This is a genomic window from Skermania piniformis (genome assembly GCF_019285775.1).
GTDB lineage: Bacteria > Actinomycetota > Actinomycetes > Mycobacteriales > Mycobacteriaceae > Skermania > Skermania pinensis.
Window position 1 is genome coordinate 395,044 of record NZ_CP079105.1, and the last position, 17,040, is coordinate 412,083.

Here is a 17,040-nt window from a genome sequence, read left to right on the forward strand (position 1 = left end):
TCTCCCGACCGTCGGCTGCACCCGGGATACGCTCACGACATGAGCAATTCGATCGTCTGGGAGTACGCGACCGTACCGCTGCTCACGCACGCGACCAAGCAGATCCTGGACCAGTGGGGCGCGGACGGCTGGGAGCTGGTGACCGTCCTGCCCGGGCCGACCGGCGAGCAGCACGTGGCTTATCTGAAGCGGCCGAAATGACCGGTGAGACGGCGATGACCGAGGGTCGCGGAGCGACCGGCTGGCGAGCCAATCTCGATCGGCTCGGGCTGACCTTGCCGCCGGTGGCGACACCGCTCGCGTCGTACACGCCCGCAGTGCGGGCGGGCGCGCTGGTGTACACCTCCGGGCAGCTGCCGCTCGCCGACGGCGATCTGGTCGTGACCGGCGCCGTCGGTGCAGAGGTCACCCCGGAGGCGGCGGCCGAGGGGGCGCGGCTGTGCGCACTCAACGCGCTGTCCGCGGTGCACGGGCTGGTCGGTCTCGACGCCGTGGTGCGGATCGTGAAGGTGGTCGGTTTCGTCGCTTCGGCGCCCGGGTTCACCGGCCAACCTGCGGTGATCAACGGTGCCTCCGATCTGCTCGGTGCGGTCTTCGGCCCGGCCGGGGTGCACGCCCGGTCGGCGGTCGGGGTTGCGGAGTTGCCGCTCGGCGCGTCGGTGGAGGTCGAATTGATCGCCGAGGTCCGTTAGCTTTTCCGGATCGGAATTCTAGATTGGAATGATGACGGCGAGAGATACCGCGGATGCGGCGACGCCGGCGCATCCGGCTTATGCGCAGCTACGTCCGGTCACGCCGACCGCGGCGGTGGTGCTGGCACGTAATCCGGGCCGGATGACGCTGGATGGCACCAATACCTGGATCTTGCGGGCTCCGGGTACTCGGGAGTGCGTGGTCGTGGACCCCGGTCCCCGTGACCGGGAGCATCTGCGGATCGTGGCCGAACAGGGGCCCGTCGCCCTGACCCTGATATCGCATCGGCATCCGGATCACACCGCCGGGCTGAAGCGGTTCGTCAAAGCGACCGGAAGCCCGGCACGTGCGTTTGCCGGCCAGTTCCTGCACGGGCAGTTCGACGGCCACGACGTCGAACCGCTGGTCGACGGTGAGGTGATCGAGGCCGCCGGGCTGCGGATCGGGGTGCTGCGGACGCCGGGGCATACCGCTGATTCGGCGAGCTTCGTGCTCGACGATGCCGTGCTCACCGGTGACACCATCCTCGGACGCGGGACCACCGTCATCGACAGCAGAGACGGAACCCTCGCCGACTACCTCGACTCGCTGCGCCGACTGGTCGATCTGGGTGTCGGCCGGCGATTGTTGCCCGCACACGGGCCGGACCAGCCGGACACCGCCGACGTCGCGCGAGCCTATCTGGCACACCGGGAGGAGCGGCTCGATCAAGTCCGCGCCGCGCTGATCACGCTCGGGCCGGACGCGAAGCCGATGCAGGTGGTCCGGCACGTCTACGCCGACGTCGACAAGAAGCTGTGGCCCGCGGCACGCAGTTCGGTCAAAGCGCAGCTGGACTACCTGCGCCGCTGATCGACGTTCGGTGGCCGGCGATCTATCGGGCGCGGCGGGCCAGCCGCTCCGAGTCGAGAATCAGCACCGTCTTGCCCTCCAGGCGGAGCCACCCGCGATGGGCGAAGTCGGCGAGTGCCTTGTTCACGGTCTCGCGGGACGCGCCGACCAGCTGCGCGATCTCTTCCTGGGTCAGGTCGTGGGTGACCCGCAATGCGCCACCCTCCTGGGTGCCGAACCGTTGTGCCAGTTGGAGCAGCTGCTTGGCGACGCGGCCGGGAACGTCGGTGAAGATCAGGTCGGCCAGGCTGTTGTTGGTGCGGCGGAGCCGGCGGGCAAGCACGCGAAGCAACTGCTCGGCGATTTCCGGGCGGTCGGTAATCCAGGAGGTCAAGGCCTCTCGGTCCATCGTGACCGTGCGCACCTCGGTCACGGTGGTAGCGGTCGAGGTGCGTTGACCCGGGTCGAAGATGGACAGCTCGCCGAACATGTCCGACGGTCCCATCACGGTGAGCAGGTTCTCCCGCCCGTCCGGGGAGCGGCGCCCGAGTTTCACCTTGCCCGACTCGATGATGTAGAGGCGGTCGCCAGGCTCGCCTTCGTTGAAGATGACGTGGCTGCGCGGAAAATCGACCGGAAGCAACTGCTTGGTCAATGCCGCAACCGCAGACTGTTCGACGCCTTGGAAGATGCCGGCCCGGGCCAGAGCCTCGTCCACGTGGTGCTCCTTCGCGAAAAAAGTAGATCAGCGCTTTCGATCCAGAAATTGCGAACCGTCCGACGCCGGGCGGCGTCGGACGGTGAACTTCTCGCTGTTTCAGTCTACGGGCAACTCGGGTAAACAGTGACCGAGACCACTCTGCTGGTAGCGTACGAATACCTGGATGGATCGAGCTTTCCGGGTAGAAGTACGATTTCAGCTCGCCAAGGCCGGATCGGCGTCCGCTTCACGGACTTCGAACCGGGCGCGGATCTCGGTTCGGCCGGTGTTCGAAAGTGGCGTGATCTCGGTGCTTCGGCCGCTGAGCAGGTCGTCGACATCCTGTTCGCGCACGGTCAGTCGACTCAGCCGGTGCTCCACGCGCTCCATGGCCAAGGCGAACAACATCAGCAGCACAGGGAAGAGCACAACTGCGAGACCTTGCATACCGGTGAGTAAACACCGAGTTGCCCCCTGAAGGAAAGGAACAGAGGCGTAACAGCGAGGGGTGGGTGCATCCGGGCGAGGCAGCGGTGCTCTCGCTCGGCGCGTCGGGGCCCGGTCGTACAGTTGTCGGATGCCTGCAGTTTCTCCGGTGGCCGGTTCGGCCCTGCCTGGTTCGCCTCGGTCCGGTGAGACTCGGCTCGGTCTGGTGCGGCGGGCCAGGCGGATGAACCGGCAGCTGGGTGTGGCATTCCCGGATGCACATTGCGAGCTGGATTTCCGTACGCCGTTGGAGCTGGCGGTAGCGACGATCCTGTCGGCGCAGTGCACCGACCAGCGGGTGAATGCGACCACGCCGGCGGTCTTCGTCCGGTATCCCGACGCGCGCGCCTATGCGGCGGCGAATCGGGTCGAGCTCGAGGAGCTGATTCGGCCCACCGGTTTTTTCCGCAACAAGTCGGCATCGTTGATCGGCCTCGGGCAGGCGTTGCTCGATCGCTTCGACGGCGAACTGCCGCACACCATGACCGACCTGATTTCGCTCCCAGGGATCGGCCGAAAGACGGCGAACGTGATTCTCGGCAATGCCTTCGGGGTTCCGGGGATCACGGTCGATACGCATTTCGGTCGGCTGGTTCGGCGGTGGCAGTGGACCGACGCGGAGGATCCGGTCAAGGTCGAGTTCGCGGTGGGCGAGCTGATCGAACGGCGGGATTGGACCGAGTTATCGCATCGGGTGATCTTTCACGGTCGCCGGGTGTGTCATGCGCGCAAGCCGGCGTGCGGGGTGTGCCTGCTGGCGCGGGATTGCCCGGCGTTCGGTATCGGCCCGACCGACCCGGTGTCGGCCGCCAAGCTGGTCAAGGGGCCGGAGGCGCCGTACCTGTTGGAGCTGGTCGGCCGGTGAGCCTGCGGATGTCGCGCTCCGGTCAGGTCGGGCTGGCTTTGCTGGTGGTCGTGGTCGCCTTGATCGTCGCGCTCTGGCCGCGCTCCGGCGATCCGGACGGCGGACATGATGTGCGTGCCGGTACGGCATCGCGCGGTGCCGTGGCCGAAGATCCGGCCGAGCTGAGCGCGGCCCGCGCCACCGCGGCATTGGCGCCTTGTCCGGCCCGCTCGTCCGCGCCGGTGTCGGCACATTCGCCCCTGCAGATCGAGCTGAGCTGCCTTGCCGACGGTGCGCCGATCGAGCTGGCAGCGGCATTGGCGGGTCGACCCGCGCTGCTCAATGTCTGGGCCTACTGGTGTACCCCATGCGCGGAGGAACTGCCGCTGTTGCAGGAATTCGCGGACCGGTCCGCCGGGATCACCGTGCTGACCGTGCATTTCGATCCGGCAATCGGGCCTGGACTGGCCCGATTGGCCGCGCTCGACGTCCATCTGCCCGGGGTGCAGGACGGTGCGCGCCGACTGGACGCCGCGGTCGACGCACCGGCGGTGCTGCCCTATTCGGTACTGGTCCGATCGGACGGCACGGTGGCGCGCGTGCTGGCCCGACCGTTTCGTGATGTCGACGACATCGCCGCAACCGTCCGGGACATCCTGGGAGTGACCGCATGAACGACGCGCCGGTACCCGACTGGTTGCGGGCGGTGGCACAAGCGCCGGCGGCGGACCGGCCGCCGGACGGCTCGCCGTTGTTGTCCCGGGTGATCAAAGCTGTCGCTGGGGCTCGCCCCGCGGCGGTGCTGGTGTTGGTCGGCGGACCGCCGACGTCCGATCCGGCCCGAGCGGGTGGCCTGCCGGCGTCCGCGGACATCCTGCTCACCCAGCGTTCCCAGGATCTGCGGCAACATGCCGGGCAGGTGGCGTTTCCGGGCGGCGGGAGCGAACCGGCCGATGCCGACCGGGTAGCTACAGCGTTGCGTGAAGCCACCGAGGAGACCGGTCTGGATCCGGCCGGCGTGCAGATCGTCCGGGTGTTGCCGAGCCTCTACGTGCCGCCCTCGCGATTCGATGTGACCCCGGTCGTCGGTTACTGGCGGGCACCCAGCCCGGTCCGGGTGATCGATCCGGCGGAAGCGCAGCGGGTGGTTCGGGTACCGCTGGCGACACTGCTGGATCCGGCCAACAGATTTACGGTGCAGCATCCTCTCGGTTATCGTGGCCCGGCATTCCAGGCCGACGGCATGATCGTTTGGGGATTCACCGGCGGTATCCTCGCCTGGCTGCTTCAGATGTCCGGTTGGGAACGGGAGTGGGATCGCAACGACGTGCGTGACCTGGGAACTGTGCTTGCCGGGGCAGGAATGTCGGCCACCTTGCCGGCATCCCCGAACCCTGGGTTCGACGATCCGGATCCCGCCGGGGACAGGCCTGGGCGATGACCGGATCTGCGTGGCTCGACATTGCCGTGGTGTTGCTCGCTTTCGTCGCGGCCATGTCCGGCTGGCGAAACGGCGCCGTCGCGTCCGCGCTGGCCTTTCTCGGGGTCGTGCTCGGCGCGGTCGCGGGAATCCTGATTGCGCCGCACATCCTGGTGCATGTCGACACCGGCCGGACCCGGGTGTTGGCCGGGGTCGCGTTGATCGTCGCCTTGGTCATCGTCGGCGAGGTTGCCGGGATGGTGCTGGGCCGCGCGGCGCGGAGCGGCATGCGTAGCTCGGCCACTCGGTCGGTGGACAGCGTGATCGGTGCTTGTCTGCAGGCGGTCGCCGTATTGGTGGCGGCGTGGTTGCTGGCGGTTCCGCTGACCTCCGCGGCGCAGCCCAAGATCGCGGCTGCGGTACGCGGCTCGGTGGTGCTCGCGAAGGTGGACGACCTCGCGCCGGCCTGGATGCGCGAGCTGCCCAACGAGTTCTCCGCGCTGCTCGACACCTCCGGCTTGCCGGATGTGATCGGCCGGTTCGGTCGGACGCCGTCGTTGTCGGTGGCCGAACCCGATGAGAAAATTGCGAGGTACCCGGTTGCGACGTCCGTCCAGGAAAGTGTGCTCAGGATTCGCGGCGTAGCGCCGAGCTGCCAGCGGGCGCTCGAGGGCTCCGGCTTCGTCGTCGCGCCGGAGCGAGTCGTGACCAATGCCCACGTGGTTGCCGGCACGACCGGCATCACCGTCGATGCGGTCGACGGTCCGCTGGAGGCGACGGTGGTGTTGTTCGACCCGTCGGTGGACATCGCGATCCTGTCGGTGCCGGGGCTGACCGCTCGGCCGTTGACGTTCGCCCCGGAACCGGCGCGAACCGGCGACGACGCGATCGTGCTCGGTTACCCGGGCGGCGGCCCGTATTCGGTCACGCCGGCCCGAGTTCGGGAGACGCTCGATCTCACCGGCCCCAACATCTATCGAAACGGCACGGTGGAACGCGAGGTGTACACCGTGCGTGGGCAGATCAAACAGGGCAATTCCGGTGGGCCGCTGATCGATACGAGCGGCAACGTGCTCGGGGTGGTGTTCGGCGCGGCGGTGGACAGCAGTGAAACCGGCTTCGTGCTCACCGACCGCGAGATCCAGGCGCAGGTACAGCGAGCGTCCACGGCTGTCGGACCGGTCGAGACCGGCGCCTGCATCGTCTGACCGATCGGTTCGGCTACCGCGGGCCGGCGAAGCGCAGCAGCTGCGCGGTAACCCGCTCAGGACACTCTTGGTGCGGGAAGTGCCCGGCCCCGGGGATGCCGACGAGCTCGCGACCGGGTGCCCAGCGTAGGCAGCGTCGGAACGACTCGGCCCGGATGTAGGGGTCGAGCTCGCCGTGAATTTGCAGTACCGGGAGGTCGAGCGGGATCCGTAGGGTGGACATGAATCGGCGCCCGTCGGCGCGCCACTGGCTCCGGAACGCCCACCGCTGGTACTCCAGCGCGCAATGTGCGGCACCGGGAATCCGGATCGCCGAGCGCAGCCGTCGGGCCGTGTCGGCGAAGTCGGCGGTGCCCGGCCAGGTCGGGCCGGAGCGCGCGCGCAGCAGGTCCTCCACCGCCTGCCCGTCGTGGCGGGTCAGCGTGCGTTCCGGATAGCGGGGCAGCTGATGACGGAGAAAGCCGGGCAGCCAGAGGTCGCGCTGAGCCGCGTCGTGCAGGACGGCGTGTTTGAGCGCATCCGGGTGCGGTGAGTTGATCAGTGCGATCGAATGCACCAGACGAGGATGCAATACCGCGGTCGCCCAGCAGACCAGGCCGCCGTCGGCGTGCCCGACCAGCGTTGCCCCGGTGTGTCCCAGCGCCCGGATCAGCCCGGCGACGTCACCGGCCAGGGTCCAGCCGTCGTACCCCCGGGGCGGCTTGTCGCTGTCGCCGTAGCCGCGCAGATCCACGGCGACCGCGCGCCAGCCCGCGTCGCCGAGGGCGCCGAGCTGGTGTCGCCAGGACCACCAGAAATCGGCGAAACCGTGCAGCAGCAGAATCAACGGCGCGGTCGCCTGGGCCGGTCCGGCTTCGACTGCGTGAAACCGAATTCCGTTGGCGTAGATGTCGCGGTGGCACCACGGGCCGTCGTAGCGGACCGACGACGGGTCGGGCACTACCTGTTCAGGGTCTTGGCCGAGTGTTTGCCGGTCGACTCACCCGGCGCCACGTCCCACTGTGCGGGATCGGACTTGCCCGTGGGCAGCACAGTTCGGGCCGCCTTCAGCGAGTCGATCGTCTTCTCCGGTGCCCGCAATCGGCGTACTCGCAGATAGCCGAGCAGCGCGAACACGCCGGTGATCACCACCATGATCAGGAAAACGATCAGGAACGCCAGCCAGCGCCAGACCCAGGTGTTGAGCAGCTCGGCGAGAAAGAAGAAGAAGAAAAAGGTGCTGAACAGCAGCACAGTGAGGGCGACGAGGAAAAAAACGCTGCCCTGCAGGCCTTTCTTGACCTCGTCGGTGACCTCGGCTTTGGCCAGTTCCACCTCGGCGCGGACCAGCGTGGACATCTGGGTGGTGGCGTCGCGGACCAGGCTGCCGATGCTTTCCTGGCCCGGAACCTGCACGTCGACGTCGGACAGCGGGATGCTGGCGATCGTCGCCTGGTCCGGCGCGGCGTGGCGGCCCTTTCCGTCCCGGCGGTTCGTGAAGCTCACTGGTCAGCCCTTCTGCTGGCGTCGGTCACTGCCGTAACAGTAACGCCGAACCCAGCAGCGAGGCGATCAATGAGGTAGCCAAGACTGCGGCCGTGGCGACATCGGCTGCTTCGCCGGTGAGCGACAGCTCGACGATCAGCAGGCTGACCGTGAATCCGACGGCGCCGAGTACCGACAACGCGAACAGGTCGCGGTAGGCAAGCCCGGCCGGTCGCTGGCCCAGTCCGATTCGGATGGCGAGCCACGATACGCCGAAGATGCCCACGGTCTTGCCGATCAGCAGGCCGGCGGCCACAGCGAGCGCGATCCGGTCGGTGAACAATGCGTGCAGCATCGCGGCATCGATCGGTACGCCCGCGGCGAACAGCGCGAACAACGGAGCGCAGAACCCGGCCGACCATGGTTGCAGCCGATGTTCCAGCCGGATCGCCGGTGCTGCCGCCTCGCCCGGATCGGGACGCACTCGGGTGGCGAGGGCGAAAGCGACGCCGATCAGGGTCGGGTGGATCCCCGAGCGGTAGGTCGCGTACCACCCGAGCAGGGCCAATGGCAGGTAGATCAGGGTGCTGCGGATGCGGAATCGCTGCGCGACCGCGTAAGCCACGACACAGCCGGCGGCCACCCCGAGCCACAGGGCCGACACCGCCGCGGTGAACAAGATCGCGACCAGCGTGATGGCCAACAGATCGTCGACTACGGCAAGGCTGAGCAGGAAGGCGCGCGCCCCGGTCGGCACGCGCGATCCACTCAGCGCCAGGACGGCCAAGGCGAAGGCGATGTCGGTGGCGACCGGGATCGCCCAACCGCGATCCATCTGCGGCACGCCGGCGCCGACCGCGGCGGCGATCAGCGCTGGCACCACCACCCCGCCGCAGGCCGCGACGACGGGGAGCAGTGCTCGTTTGCGATCGGCCAGCTCGCCGACGACGAGCTCGCGTTTGAGTTCCAGGCCGGCGACGAAGAAGAACACGGTGAGCAGGCCGTCTTTCGTCCACTCGGCGACCGTGAGTTCGATATGCCAGCTGGGCAGATCGAGCGGTACGGACTCGGCGAGCTGGTGGTACCAGTCGCTCAGCGGCGAGTTGGCCAGGCCGAGTGCGACCGCTGCGGCGACCAACAGAAGCACTCCGCCCGCCGTTTCGGTGCGCAGGTAGCGCCCGAATTCGGGGAGTTGCGGTCGGGGCACGGCCGGACCTCCGAGTTCTCCAACGTGTTCCTACTACGAGCGTGTTCCTACTACGAGCAAGGGAAAGCAGTACCAGTCTTCACCGTGCGCCCATCCGGCCGACGTCGGCATGCGCTGCGGTAGCAGCGCCCGGCCGCGGCGCGACGCGGCTCGTCGTGCGCGACTCGCCGACAAAGCAGTCTGATAGTCGAGTGAATTGGCTAATTACGAGTAAACATGCGGTCAATGGGCCCGGAACATGGCGAAAGGTCCGGTAGCGTGAGGCCGTGACTCGATCCGATCCGCGCACCTGGCCGATGCCCCAGTTGCTCGCACATCGCTCGTGGGTGCGGCGACAGCAGCCGTTTCCCCATGTCGTGGCCGAGGATGTCTTCACGCCCACCTTCTATCGGGCCCTGGCCGAGCACTACCGACGGATCTCGACCTACGAATTCCGGGCCACCATGGCCGGCTACGACGCGACCGCTGCCCGGATCCGCGATCACCTGGATGGTCCGCTGGCCGTATTCGCGACCCGGGAGTGGCACGACCTGATCGCCGGTGTCGCAGGAGTGCAGGCGACCGGCGATGTGACTGCGGCGCTGCATCATCACGAGCCCGGTGGGGAGCCGGGTTGGCCGCACAACGACCTGAATCCGGGCTGGTTCGGCGGACCTGAACCCGAGTCGGACGAGATCAGGTTGGAAGGGGTGGACGGGGTCGACTATTACCGGGGTGATCGGCCGACCGGGGTAACCGCACGAGAAACGGTCCGTGCTGTTTCGGTCATGTTCTACTTGGCGAATCCGCCGTGGTCACCGGGTGACGGCGGCGAGACCGGTCTGTATCCGAGCTTCGACGAGGGAGTTCAGGGGACCGGCCGACTGGTTCCGCCGGTGAACAATTCCCTGGTCATGTTCGAGTGCACTCCGTTCACCTGGCACAGTTACGCTGGCCGCTCACGCAATCCGCGCAACTGCGTGGTTATGTGGTTACACCGGCCGAAGCACGATGCCATCGAGCGATGGGGAGAGGCGAGCATTGCCAACTGGTGACCGTCGGGTGTGCTTGCTGACCGGTGCTGCGGGTGTGCTCGGCAGCGAATTCTGTCGCCGGTACGCGGGCGAGTACGACATCGTTGCGGTGTGCCGCACCCGGGCGCCGGTCGTGCCGTCCCAGCTGGAAACCTACGTCGATCCGCTGGACCCGGCGGACCAGGAGGCTGCGTCGGTGTACACGGTGTTCGCCGATCTGCGTGAGCAGGCGGCCGTGGACCGGCTGGTCGAGGTCGCGTTGGCCCGGTTCGGCCGGGTAGACCTGCTGGTGAACGCTGCGGCCTATACCAAGCCGTACTCGCAGACCATGGTCGACGGCGACGCCGCCTTGATCAATCTCGACGAGCACCTACGGACCAACGTCGTGGCGCCGATGCGGCTTGCGACGACGCTCGCACACCAGTTCTGGATGCATCGGGCGGCGGACAACCTGGCCGACAACCGCAACATCGTCAATATCTCGGCCACGGCGGGTTCGACCGTGTATCCGTTCCAGGGGCAGGCCGGTTACGCGGCGTCCAAGGCGGCGCTGAATGCGCTCACCGGGCATATGGCGGCCGAGTTTCGCTCGTTCGGGGTACGGGTGAATACCGTTGTGCCGAATGCATTTCCCGGCGCGATAAGCACCGGTCGGGTTACCGATGCGATCATCCAGTTCGATCGGGGCAAGGCGACCGGGTCGGCGATCGTGCTGGACAAGTAGCGCGGCTGTCGTCGATGACCAACGTTGATCCGCTGGGGCCGCTCGTCGCGTGGCCCGGTGTTCGTGCCGCAGCCGACGAGGCGCGCGACGCGCTGACCCAACTGCACCGACACCCGGCGAACCGGCGTGGTTGGTCGACGAATGCGATGGCGGCGTCGGTGCGTGCGGCCAGGTCGTCGGCGGCGTTGGACGACGGCGCCATCGAGCTGCCGGCAGACGGGCTGATCGTGGACCCGGTGCTGGCCGGCGCGCTCCGGGTCGGTCAGGCCTTGACCGCCGAATCGCTGGCCGCCATGGTGGGGGTGTGGCAGCGGGCGCCGCTGCAGGCGCTGGCCAAGCTGCACTTGTTGGCCGCGGCCGACCTCGCCCCGGCCGACCGCCTGGGGCGTCCGGGTGGTTATGCCGGTCCGCGGCTGGATCTGCTCGCCCAGGTTGTCCTCGGTTCGTCGGCACCCGCGCCGGTACTTGCTGCGGTCGTCCACGGCGAGTTGCTGGCGCTACGGCCGTTCGGTTCGGCGGACGGCGTCGTTGCTCGGGCGGCGGCGCGGTTGGTGTCGGTGGCCAGTGGTCTCGATCCGCACAGCCTCGGCGTCCCGGAGGTGAGCTGGTTGCGTCGGCGACCGGATTACCGCGCTGCCGCGGACGGGTTTGCCTCCGGGCGGCCGGACGCGGTCGCCGCGTGGGTGATCGCCTGCTGCGCTGCCTTCGCGGCCGGTGCGCGCGAGGGCGCGTCGATCGCCGACGCGGCGGCAAAATGATCGCGATAGTTCCGAATTGTCGACCGATCCGGCGATGTGCGATCCGGGGTGAATTCGACCGAAGTGATCGACAGGATTCGATAATCCGAGAGATATCGGGCTTCGAACATAAAATGGGCGGCGCTGCCGATGTACTCGGCTTCGCCGCCCACTAACACGGATGACCCGGCTACCAAGCGTGCACGATGGGTTGCGTGGGCGGCCTCGGCGTTGCCCGAACGATCCGAGAACAGCTGCCTCTGCTGGAGCTGAGGAGCAATCTCGCGACGTCGAACTTCGCAGGCCCGCAACACTTTGCCTTGAGTAGGCCCTGCTTCGCGTGGGTACCTGACATCCGTGCTGGGAAACTCGTTCGGGAGAGCGAACCTTCTCTTCCGGCTCGATCTTGGCCTTTCGAGCTTCCGTAGGTTTATTTCTACTCCGTGATCGGCGTCACAGCAAGGCTTGAAATCGGAAAAAATGTTTGTTCGTCGAGTTCGAGTCGAGGGTGGGGATTCGGGTCGGCCACGTCCGTGCGGACGAATTCCGGCGCGGCGATCGTTCTCGTCGAGTTCGGTGATCGGGCCGAATCGTGGTCGGTGATCGGCGTCGGTATCGCATCCCGAGCGCATCGTCGAGACCGTCCGGTTTTGTAACTTCAGGGTCGGTGGTCTGCCCGCTTGCCGGTTCGGACCTGGGGAAACCCGTTGCAAAGTTGAGCTTGCAATCAGCGGGTGCTGCGGGTGTAGTATGGCAATCACCTGGACCTGGTCCAGGCGCGTTCAGTCCGACCCCCCGGGGCTGAACCCGACGGCCCCAGCCTCCTCCCCCCCTGGCTGGGGCCGTCCTCTATTTCGGGCGGGCCGCGGGGTTTTCGGGCGGGCAGCAGCACCACTGCAGTTGCCTTATTGCAGTGGTACGACCGCAGCGGTGGTTTCGACGCTCCGAGACGACCGTACCGGAAATGTTGTCCACAGCCGGCTATCTGTCCACAGATCAGGTGCTCGCGGCGCGTCGCCGGACTGCTGGGCGGTCACGCTGTTCGACATGAAATCCACCGAGGAAGCGGGCGCCGGCGACCGACCGACGACCACCGGCCGGCCGGAGTCGGCTGCGCTGCTCCTGGTCCGCGACGCCGGCCTGCGTGACGAAGTGCGTCGAGTGGCGGCTGCGGCCGATTGCGGGTTGATCGAGCCGGCCGAACCGGTCGGTCGGCAGGCTTGGTCGGCTACTCCGCTGGTGGTGTTGGACCGTGCAGCCGCATTGGCCAGTGTCCAAGCCGGATTGGCCCGCCGGCCGGGCGTGCTTCTGGTCGGTCCGACTGCGCCCGTCATGGCCGATTGGCAGGCGGCAACCGCGGTGGGCGCCGAGCGGGTGATCGGGTTGCCCGAGGGATCCGCCGAGCTGGTCGCGGTCCTCGGTGAGCGTCCGCAGTCGGGTGGCCGCGACGGCGCGGTGGTGGCGGTCCTCGGCGGCTGTGGCGGGGCGGGCGCGTCCGTGTTCGCCGCGGCGTTGGCCCTGACCGCACAGTCCACCGGGTTTCGGCCGGACGTGCTGCTGATCGACGGCGATCCGCGCGGTGGCGGACTCGATCTGGTGCTCGGCATCGAGGACCGGCCGGGCTTGCGTTGGCCCGGCTTGGTGATCGAGGCGGGCCGGGTGTCGGCGGGCGCGCTCCACGACGCGTTGCCGTCTGCTGGAGCCGGCCTGCATGTGTTGTCCGGCGAGCGCGGCAGCACGGCCGGCGGCCCGCCGACAGCCGGTGTCCGCGCGGTGTTGGCGGCCGGTCGTGCCGCCGGCGACCTGGTGATATGCGACGTCGGCCGGGCCGGCGGACCGGCAGATCCGCTTTTCCTCGAGTCGGCCGACCTGGTCGTCCTCGTCGTACCCGCGGAGCTGCGCGCCTGCGCCGCGGCCGAGTCGATGACAGCGACAGTGGCTGCGCACAATCCGAACCAGGGCCTGGTCGTACGTGGTCCGGCGCCCGGCGGGCTGCGCGATACCGATGTCGCGCGCACGCTGGATCTGCCGCTGCTGGCCAGTATGCGACCGCAGCCGCGGCTGGCGCAGGGGCTGGAACGCCATGGGCTCAGGTTGCGTCGGCGCAGCCCGCTCCGCGGTGCCGCCGATGCCGTGCTCGACGTACTCGCCGAGCGCCCGGTAGCCCGGGGGAGAGTGGCATGACTCCGGTGGTCACCCCCGACCTGCTCGACCGGGTCCGCGACCGGCTGGCCCGGTCGTCCGATCTGCCGACGCCCGCGCGGGTCGCGGCGGCCATCCGCGCGGAATCCGGGACCGTGCTCGGCGATGCCGACCTGCTCGACGCCCTTCGGCTGCTGCAAACCGAGCTGACCGGCACCGGGCCGTTGGAGCCGCTGCTGGCCGATCCGCAGGTGGCCGACGTTCTGGTCACCGGACCGCGTGCCGTCTGGGTGGACCGGGGTCGCGGTCTGGAGCGAACCCCGGTCGGCTTTCCGGACGAGGCCGCGGTGCGCCGGTTGGCCCAGCGGCTCGCGTTGGCTGCCGGACGGCGACTCGACGACGCTCAGCCGTGGGTGGATGGCCAGTTGCCCGGTCCCGGCGACTCGTTCGCGATCCGGCTGCACGCGGTGCTGGCGCCGATCGCGCACGGTGGTACCTGCCTGTCGTTGCGCGTGCTACGCCCGGCCACCCACGATCTCGCGGCGCTGGTGCGGACCGGTGCGATCGGTGCCGAGGCAGCCCGGTTGCTCGACCGAATCGTCGCGGCGCGATTGGCGTTCTTGGTGGTCGGCAGCACCGGCGCCGGCAAAACGACGCTGCTGGCGGGTTTGCTCGGCCGAGTCGATCCGGCAGAGCGAATCATCTGCGTCGAGGACGCTGCCGAACTCGCGCCGCAGCATCCGCATGTGGTCCGTCTGATCGCTCGGCCGGCCAACGTCGAGGGCGTCGGCACGGTGTCGGTGCGCGATCTGGTTCGGCAAGCGTTGCGCATGCGACCGGACCGGATCGTGATCGGGGAGGTGCGTGGCCCGGAGGTCGTGGATCTGCTCACCGCGCTGAACACCGGCCATGACGGGGGTGCGGGCACCGTGCATGCCAACTCGCCGCACGAGGTGGCCGCGCGGCTGGAAGCGCTTGCCGCCCTCGGCGGAATGGATCGCGCGGCGCTGCACAGCCAGCTGGCGGCGGCCGTGCAGGTGGTGCTGCACGTGCACCGGCGACCGGACGGATCCCGAGCGCTCCGCGAGATCGGTGTCCTGACCCGGTCCGGATCCGGCACGGTCGAGATCGTGCCGGGCTGGCGCGCCGACGGCGGGCCGGTGCCGGCGGCGGGCAGGTTGGTCGAGCTTCTCGCCCGGGCGGACCGATGAGCCCGGCGCTCGCGGTCATGTGCTTGGCCGCCGCGGTATCGGTCGCGCCGCCCGCGCGGGCGCAACTCCGACATGCGGCGCTGCACGCAGGGGCGGGGAGCCGGCGGCCGGCAGCCGATCCGCAGCAGCGATCACGGGTCTGGGTGGTGGCGACGCTGGTGCCGCTGACGCTCGCCTACCTCGCCGGTGGCCTCGGCGCATTGCTGGCCGCCGTCATCCTGGGTGCCACGTTGTTGCGGCGGGCCCGCCGGGCCGCGGTCGCTCGGTGCCGGGCGGCGCAGCGACAGTCGCTGTTGGATGGTCTCGACGTGGTGATCGCCGAGCTCCGGATCGGCGCCCATCCAGCGGCTGCGGCGGCCGCCGCCGCGACGGAATGCGCCGGTGACGCGGCCCGGGCGCTGGCCATCGGCGCCGCGCGCAGTCGCCTGGGCGGGTCGGCGGCCGACGGGCTCCGCGACGTCGAGTCGGTGGTGCATGCCGATCTGGCCCGCTTGGCGGGCGCGTGGCGGCTCGCCGAGCAGCACGGGCTCGCGCTGGCGGATCTGCTCGCCGCGAATCGGACGGACCTGGTAGGCCGGATCCGTTTCGGTCGGCGGACCGAGGCGGTGTTGGCCGGGGCTCGGGCCAGCGGTGCGGTGTTGGCCGGCTTGCCCGTCCTGGGCATCCTGCTCGGCGAGGCGATGGGCGCGGCGCCGATGCGGGTCTTGCTCGGCGGTGGCGTAGGTGGGGTCCTGCTGGCACTCGGCGCCGGGTTCGTGGCTGTCGGACTGATCTGGACCGACGCGATCACCGGTCGGGTGATCTCGTGACTGTGGGTGGGTGCTGGCTACTGGCCGCTGCGCTGCTCGTGCTGCCGCTCCCGCGGCTGCTGGATCGGATCCAGACCGCTGTCGGGCCGCCGCTCCTACGACCGGCCGCCCGACGTCCGCAGCCGGATCCGTTGGCGGCCGCCGCGGTCCTCGACCTGCTCGCCGCCTGCCTACGCGCGGGGATGCCGGTGGCCGGTGCCGCTGCGGCGGTCGCGCCGGCGGCACCGCAGCCGTTGGCGGAGTCGCTGCGCCGAGCCGCCGACCTGATGACGCTGGGCGCCGACGCGGCGACGGCGTGGCACGAGGCCGCCGCCGATCCGGCGACCGAGGCGGTGGCCCGGCTGGCCCGCCGCTCCGCCCGTTCCGGGGTGTCGCTGGCCGGAGCGATCGGCGAGCTGGCCGAGCAACAGCGTGCGGTCGCCGAGGACGTCGCAGCGGCCCGGGCAGAGCGGGCCGGGGTGCTGATCGGGGGGCCGCTCGGGTTGTGCTTCCTGCCGGCTTTCGTCTGCTCCGGGATCGCTCCGGTGGTGTTGGGATTGGCCCGACATGTGCTCGGCGGTGGCCTGCTGTGAACGTCCGGAGCGGACCTACCGCGCCGGGAAACAATAAGGGGGACAGTAATGTTCGTTCGCGTTTATCAGGGGATGCAAGTGCGGTTGCTGCGGCTGGCGGTCGACGACACCGGCATGTCCACGGCCGAGTATGCGATCGGCACGATCGCTGCGGCGGCGTTCGGCGCGGTGCTCTACGGCGTGGTCACCGGCGGCAATATCGTCGACGCCTTGACCAAGATCATCGACAAGGCGCTGAACACCGCGGTATGACTGCGGCGGGCCGTGTGGTCGACGCGCGCGGCGCGGTCACGGTCGAGGCTGCGATCGCGATCGCAGCGCTGGTCGTGGTCGTGGTGGTCGGCTTGGGTGCCGTTCTGGCTGCGTCGGCGCAGATCAGGTGCGTCGACGCGGCGCGTGAGGCCGCCCGGCTCGCGGCCCGCGGCGACGAGTCGGGAGCGGTGCGCGCCGCCGAGCGGGTTGCGCCGAGCGGGGCTCGGGTCGAGGTTCGTGCCGTCGACGGCGATCTGATCGCCACCGTGTCGGTGCGGTTACCGGTGCTGCTGTCGATCGAGCTGGCCGCCACCGCGATCGCAGCTGCCGAGCCGGGGGCAGAACCGTGAGCGGGCAGCCGCTGCGCCTGCGGAGCGATCAGGGTGTCGCGACGGTGATCGCCTGCGTCGCGATCGCGGTGATCCTGATCGTGACGATTCTGGTGGTCCAGGTCGGTGCCGGCGTGGCGCTGCGGCATCGCGCACAGTCCGCTGCCGACCTCGGCGCGCTGGCCGCGGCGGCTGCGCTCGACCAGGGCGACGAAGCCGCATGTGCGGTCGCGACCCGGCTCGTCGACCGGGTGGGGGTGCGGGTGCGCCGGTGTAGCCCGCAGGGCTGGGACATCGTGCTCGAGGTGGGCATCGCGGCGGCTCTGGGACCGTTCGGCAGGCGGGAGGTTCGCGCGGTGGCCCGAGCCGGGCCGGTCCCGGAATGACCGGGCCGCGAC

The 17,040-nt window shown here is 69.3% G+C and carries 22 protein-coding genes; 17 read left to right on the forward strand and 5 right to left on the reverse strand.

Annotated elements, in window-relative coordinates; translation table 11 throughout:
* Positions 1-39: 39 nt before the first annotated feature.
* The 3 genes from sp36 to KV203_RS01750 are packed head-to-tail and all read left to right on the forward strand — an operon-like array spanning position 40 to position 1,545.
* On the forward strand, positions 40-201 hold the full coding sequence (gene sp36, locus KV203_RS01740) for a Sp36 family protein (RefSeq protein WP_157079651.1): 162 nt from the start codon (positions 40-42) through the stop codon (positions 199-201).
* On the forward strand, positions 198-692 hold the full coding sequence (locus tag KV203_RS01745; RefSeq protein WP_373279188.1) for a RidA family protein: 495 nt from the start codon (positions 198-200) through the stop codon (positions 690-692). Before sp36 ends, KV203_RS01745 begins: the two co-directional genes overlap by 4 nt.
* A gap of 31 nt (positions 693-723) precedes the next feature.
* Positions 724-1,545: an MBL fold metallo-hydrolase gene (locus KV203_RS01750; RefSeq protein ID WP_066467212.1), complete on the forward strand. Its 822-nt coding sequence runs from the start codon at positions 724-726 to the stop codon at positions 1,543-1,545.
* Positions 1,546-1,567: 22 nt separating this feature from the next.
* On the opposite strand, the gene KV203_RS01755 is transcribed toward KV203_RS01750, so the two are convergent.
* Entirely contained in the window at positions 1,568-2,242 is a 675-nt protein-coding gene (locus tag KV203_RS01755) for a Crp/Fnr family transcriptional regulator (protein ID WP_066466949.1), read from the reverse strand.
* A 198-nt stretch (positions 2,243-2,440) separates the two neighbouring features.
* Positions 2,441-2,671, reverse strand: a complete 231-nt coding sequence (locus KV203_RS01760; protein WP_066466948.1) for a hypothetical protein — start codon at positions 2,669-2,671, stop codon at positions 2,441-2,443.
* Positions 2,672-2,801: 130 nt separating this feature from the next.
* Between KV203_RS01760 and nth the strand changes: the two genes are divergently transcribed.
* The 4 genes from nth to KV203_RS01780 are packed head-to-tail and all read left to right on the forward strand — an operon-like array spanning position 2,802 to position 6,182.
* On the forward strand, positions 2,802-3,575 hold the full coding sequence (gene nth / locus KV203_RS01765) for an endonuclease III (protein ID WP_083529766.1): 774 nt from the start codon (positions 2,802-2,804) through the stop codon (positions 3,573-3,575).
* Between the two features lie 8 nt (positions 3,576-3,583).
* Positions 3,584-4,228, forward strand: coding sequence for a TlpA family protein disulfide reductase (locus tag KV203_RS01770; RefSeq protein ID WP_066467211.1), 645 nt, complete (start codon positions 3,584-3,586; stop codon positions 4,226-4,228).
* The gene (locus tag KV203_RS01775) at positions 4,225-4,995 is read left to right on the forward strand and encodes an NUDIX hydrolase (protein ID WP_066466946.1); all 771 of its coding nucleotides are present in this window, start codon (positions 4,225-4,227) and stop codon (positions 4,993-4,995) included. The genes KV203_RS01770 and KV203_RS01775 overlap by 4 nt, the downstream gene beginning before the upstream one ends.
* Entirely contained in the window at positions 4,992-6,182 is a 1,191-nt protein-coding gene (locus tag KV203_RS01780) for a MarP family serine protease (RefSeq protein ID WP_066466945.1), read from the forward strand. The genes KV203_RS01775 and KV203_RS01780 overlap by 4 nt, the downstream gene beginning before the upstream one ends.
* Positions 6,183-6,195: 13 nt before the next feature.
* Here KV203_RS01780 and KV203_RS01785 read toward each other — a convergent pair whose 3' ends face one another.
* Genes KV203_RS01785 through nhaA form a run of 3 tightly spaced genes read right to left on the reverse strand, consistent with a single transcriptional unit; the run spans position 6,196 to position 8,853 of the window.
* Positions 6,196-7,122, reverse strand: coding sequence for an alpha/beta fold hydrolase (locus KV203_RS01785; protein ID WP_066466944.1), 927 nt, complete (start codon positions 7,120-7,122; stop codon positions 6,196-6,198).
* On the reverse strand, positions 7,122-7,667 hold the full coding sequence (locus tag KV203_RS01790; RefSeq protein ID WP_066466943.1) for a phage holin family protein: 546 nt from the start codon (positions 7,665-7,667) through the stop codon (positions 7,122-7,124). Before KV203_RS01790 ends, KV203_RS01785 begins: the two co-directional genes overlap by 1 nt.
* A 25-nt stretch (positions 7,668-7,692) precedes the next feature.
* Positions 7,693-8,853 carry a Na+/H+ antiporter NhaA gene (nhaA, locus tag KV203_RS01795; RefSeq protein WP_066466942.1) on the reverse strand — a complete coding sequence of 387 codons (1,161 nt, stop codon included), beginning with the start codon at positions 8,851-8,853 and terminating at the stop codon, positions 7,693-7,695.
* Between the two features lie 266 nt (positions 8,854-9,119).
* Between nhaA and KV203_RS01800 the strand changes: the two genes are divergently transcribed.
* The 10 genes from KV203_RS01800 to KV203_RS01845 all read left to right on the forward strand — a co-directional run bounded on the left by KV203_RS01800 (position 9,120) and on the right by KV203_RS01845 (position 17,028).
* On the forward strand, positions 9,120-9,887 hold the full coding sequence (locus KV203_RS01800) for a 2OG-Fe(II) oxygenase (RefSeq protein WP_246600441.1): 768 nt from the start codon (positions 9,120-9,122) through the stop codon (positions 9,885-9,887).
* A gap of 7 nt (positions 9,888-9,894) precedes the next feature.
* Positions 9,895-10,590, forward strand: coding sequence for an SDR family NAD(P)-dependent oxidoreductase (locus KV203_RS01805; protein ID WP_066466941.1), 696 nt, complete (start codon positions 9,895-9,897; stop codon positions 10,588-10,590).
* A 14-nt stretch (positions 10,591-10,604) separates the two neighbouring features.
* Positions 10,605-11,348: an oxidoreductase gene (locus tag KV203_RS01810; protein WP_066466940.1), complete on the forward strand. Its 744-nt coding sequence runs from the start codon at positions 10,605-10,607 to the stop codon at positions 11,346-11,348.
* A 1,026-nt stretch (positions 11,349-12,374) separates the two neighbouring features.
* Positions 12,375-13,511 carry a septum site-determining protein Ssd gene (gene ssd / locus KV203_RS01815; protein WP_083529765.1) on the forward strand — a complete coding sequence of 379 codons (1,137 nt, stop codon included), beginning with the start codon at positions 12,375-12,377 and terminating at the stop codon, positions 13,509-13,511.
* A complete protein-coding gene (locus KV203_RS01820) occupies positions 13,508-14,680 on the forward strand; it encodes a TadA family conjugal transfer-associated ATPase (protein WP_066466939.1) in 1,173 nt (390 codons plus the stop codon). The genes ssd and KV203_RS01820 overlap by 4 nt, the downstream gene beginning before the upstream one ends.
* Complete coding sequence (locus KV203_RS01825) at positions 14,677-15,489, forward strand: type II secretion system F family protein (RefSeq protein WP_066466938.1); 813 nt, start codon at positions 14,677-14,679, stop codon at positions 15,487-15,489. The genes KV203_RS01820 and KV203_RS01825 overlap by 4 nt, the downstream gene beginning before the upstream one ends.
* Positions 15,486-16,061, forward strand: coding sequence for a type II secretion system F family protein (locus tag KV203_RS01830; RefSeq protein WP_066466937.1), 576 nt, complete (start codon positions 15,486-15,488; stop codon positions 16,059-16,061). Before KV203_RS01825 ends, KV203_RS01830 begins: the two co-directional genes overlap by 4 nt.
* A gap of 48 nt (positions 16,062-16,109) precedes the next feature.
* Positions 16,110-16,313, forward strand: a complete 204-nt coding sequence (locus KV203_RS01835) for a DUF4244 domain-containing protein (protein WP_066466936.1) — start codon at positions 16,110-16,112, stop codon at positions 16,311-16,313.
* Complete coding sequence (locus KV203_RS01840; RefSeq protein WP_066466935.1) at positions 16,310-16,663, forward strand: TadE family type IV pilus minor pilin; 354 nt, start codon at positions 16,310-16,312, stop codon at positions 16,661-16,663. The genes KV203_RS01835 and KV203_RS01840 overlap by 4 nt, the downstream gene beginning before the upstream one ends.
* Complete coding sequence (locus KV203_RS01845; protein WP_246600443.1) at positions 16,660-17,028, forward strand: Rv3654c family TadE-like protein; 369 nt, start codon at positions 16,660-16,662, stop codon at positions 17,026-17,028. Before KV203_RS01840 ends, KV203_RS01845 begins: the two co-directional genes overlap by 4 nt.
* Positions 17,029-17,040: the final 12 nt, after the last annotated feature.

Coding starts and splice junctions, on each gene's coding strand:
- sp36 (WP_157079651.1), top strand. CDS start 40: ATGAGCAATTCGATCGTCTGGGAGTACGCGACCGTACCGCTGCTCACG.
- KV203_RS01745 (WP_373279188.1), top strand. CDS start 198: ATGACCGGTGAGACGGCGATGACCGAGGGTCGCGGAGCGACCGGCTGG.
- KV203_RS01750 (WP_066467212.1), top strand. CDS start 724: ATGACGGCGAGAGATACCGCGGATGCGGCGACGCCGGCGCATCCGGCT.
- KV203_RS01760 (WP_066466948.1), bottom strand. CDS start 2,671: ATGCAAGGTCTCGCAGTTGTGCTCTTCCCTGTGCTGCTGATGTTGTTC.
- nth (WP_083529766.1), top strand. CDS start 2,802: ATGCCTGCAGTTTCTCCGGTGGCCGGTTCGGCCCTGCCTGGTTCGCCT.
- KV203_RS01770 (WP_066467211.1), top strand. CDS start 3,584: ATGTCGCGCTCCGGTCAGGTCGGGCTGGCTTTGCTGGTGGTCGTGGTC.
- KV203_RS01775 (WP_066466946.1), top strand. CDS start 4,225: ATGAACGACGCGCCGGTACCCGACTGGTTGCGGGCGGTGGCACAAGCG.
- KV203_RS01780 (WP_066466945.1), top strand. CDS start 4,992: ATGACCGGATCTGCGTGGCTCGACATTGCCGTGGTGTTGCTCGCTTTC.
- KV203_RS01810 (WP_066466940.1), top strand. CDS start 10,605: ATGACCAACGTTGATCCGCTGGGGCCGCTCGTCGCGTGGCCCGGTGTT.
- ssd (WP_083529765.1), top strand. CDS start 12,375: ATGAAATCCACCGAGGAAGCGGGCGCCGGCGACCGACCGACGACCACC.
- KV203_RS01820 (WP_066466939.1), top strand. CDS start 13,508: ATGACTCCGGTGGTCACCCCCGACCTGCTCGACCGGGTCCGCGACCGG.
- KV203_RS01825 (WP_066466938.1), top strand. CDS start 14,677: ATGAGCCCGGCGCTCGCGGTCATGTGCTTGGCCGCCGCGGTATCGGTC.
- KV203_RS01835 (WP_066466936.1), top strand. CDS start 16,110: ATGTTCGTTCGCGTTTATCAGGGGATGCAAGTGCGGTTGCTGCGGCTG.
- KV203_RS01840 (WP_066466935.1), top strand. CDS start 16,310: ATGACTGCGGCGGGCCGTGTGGTCGACGCGCGCGGCGCGGTCACGGTC.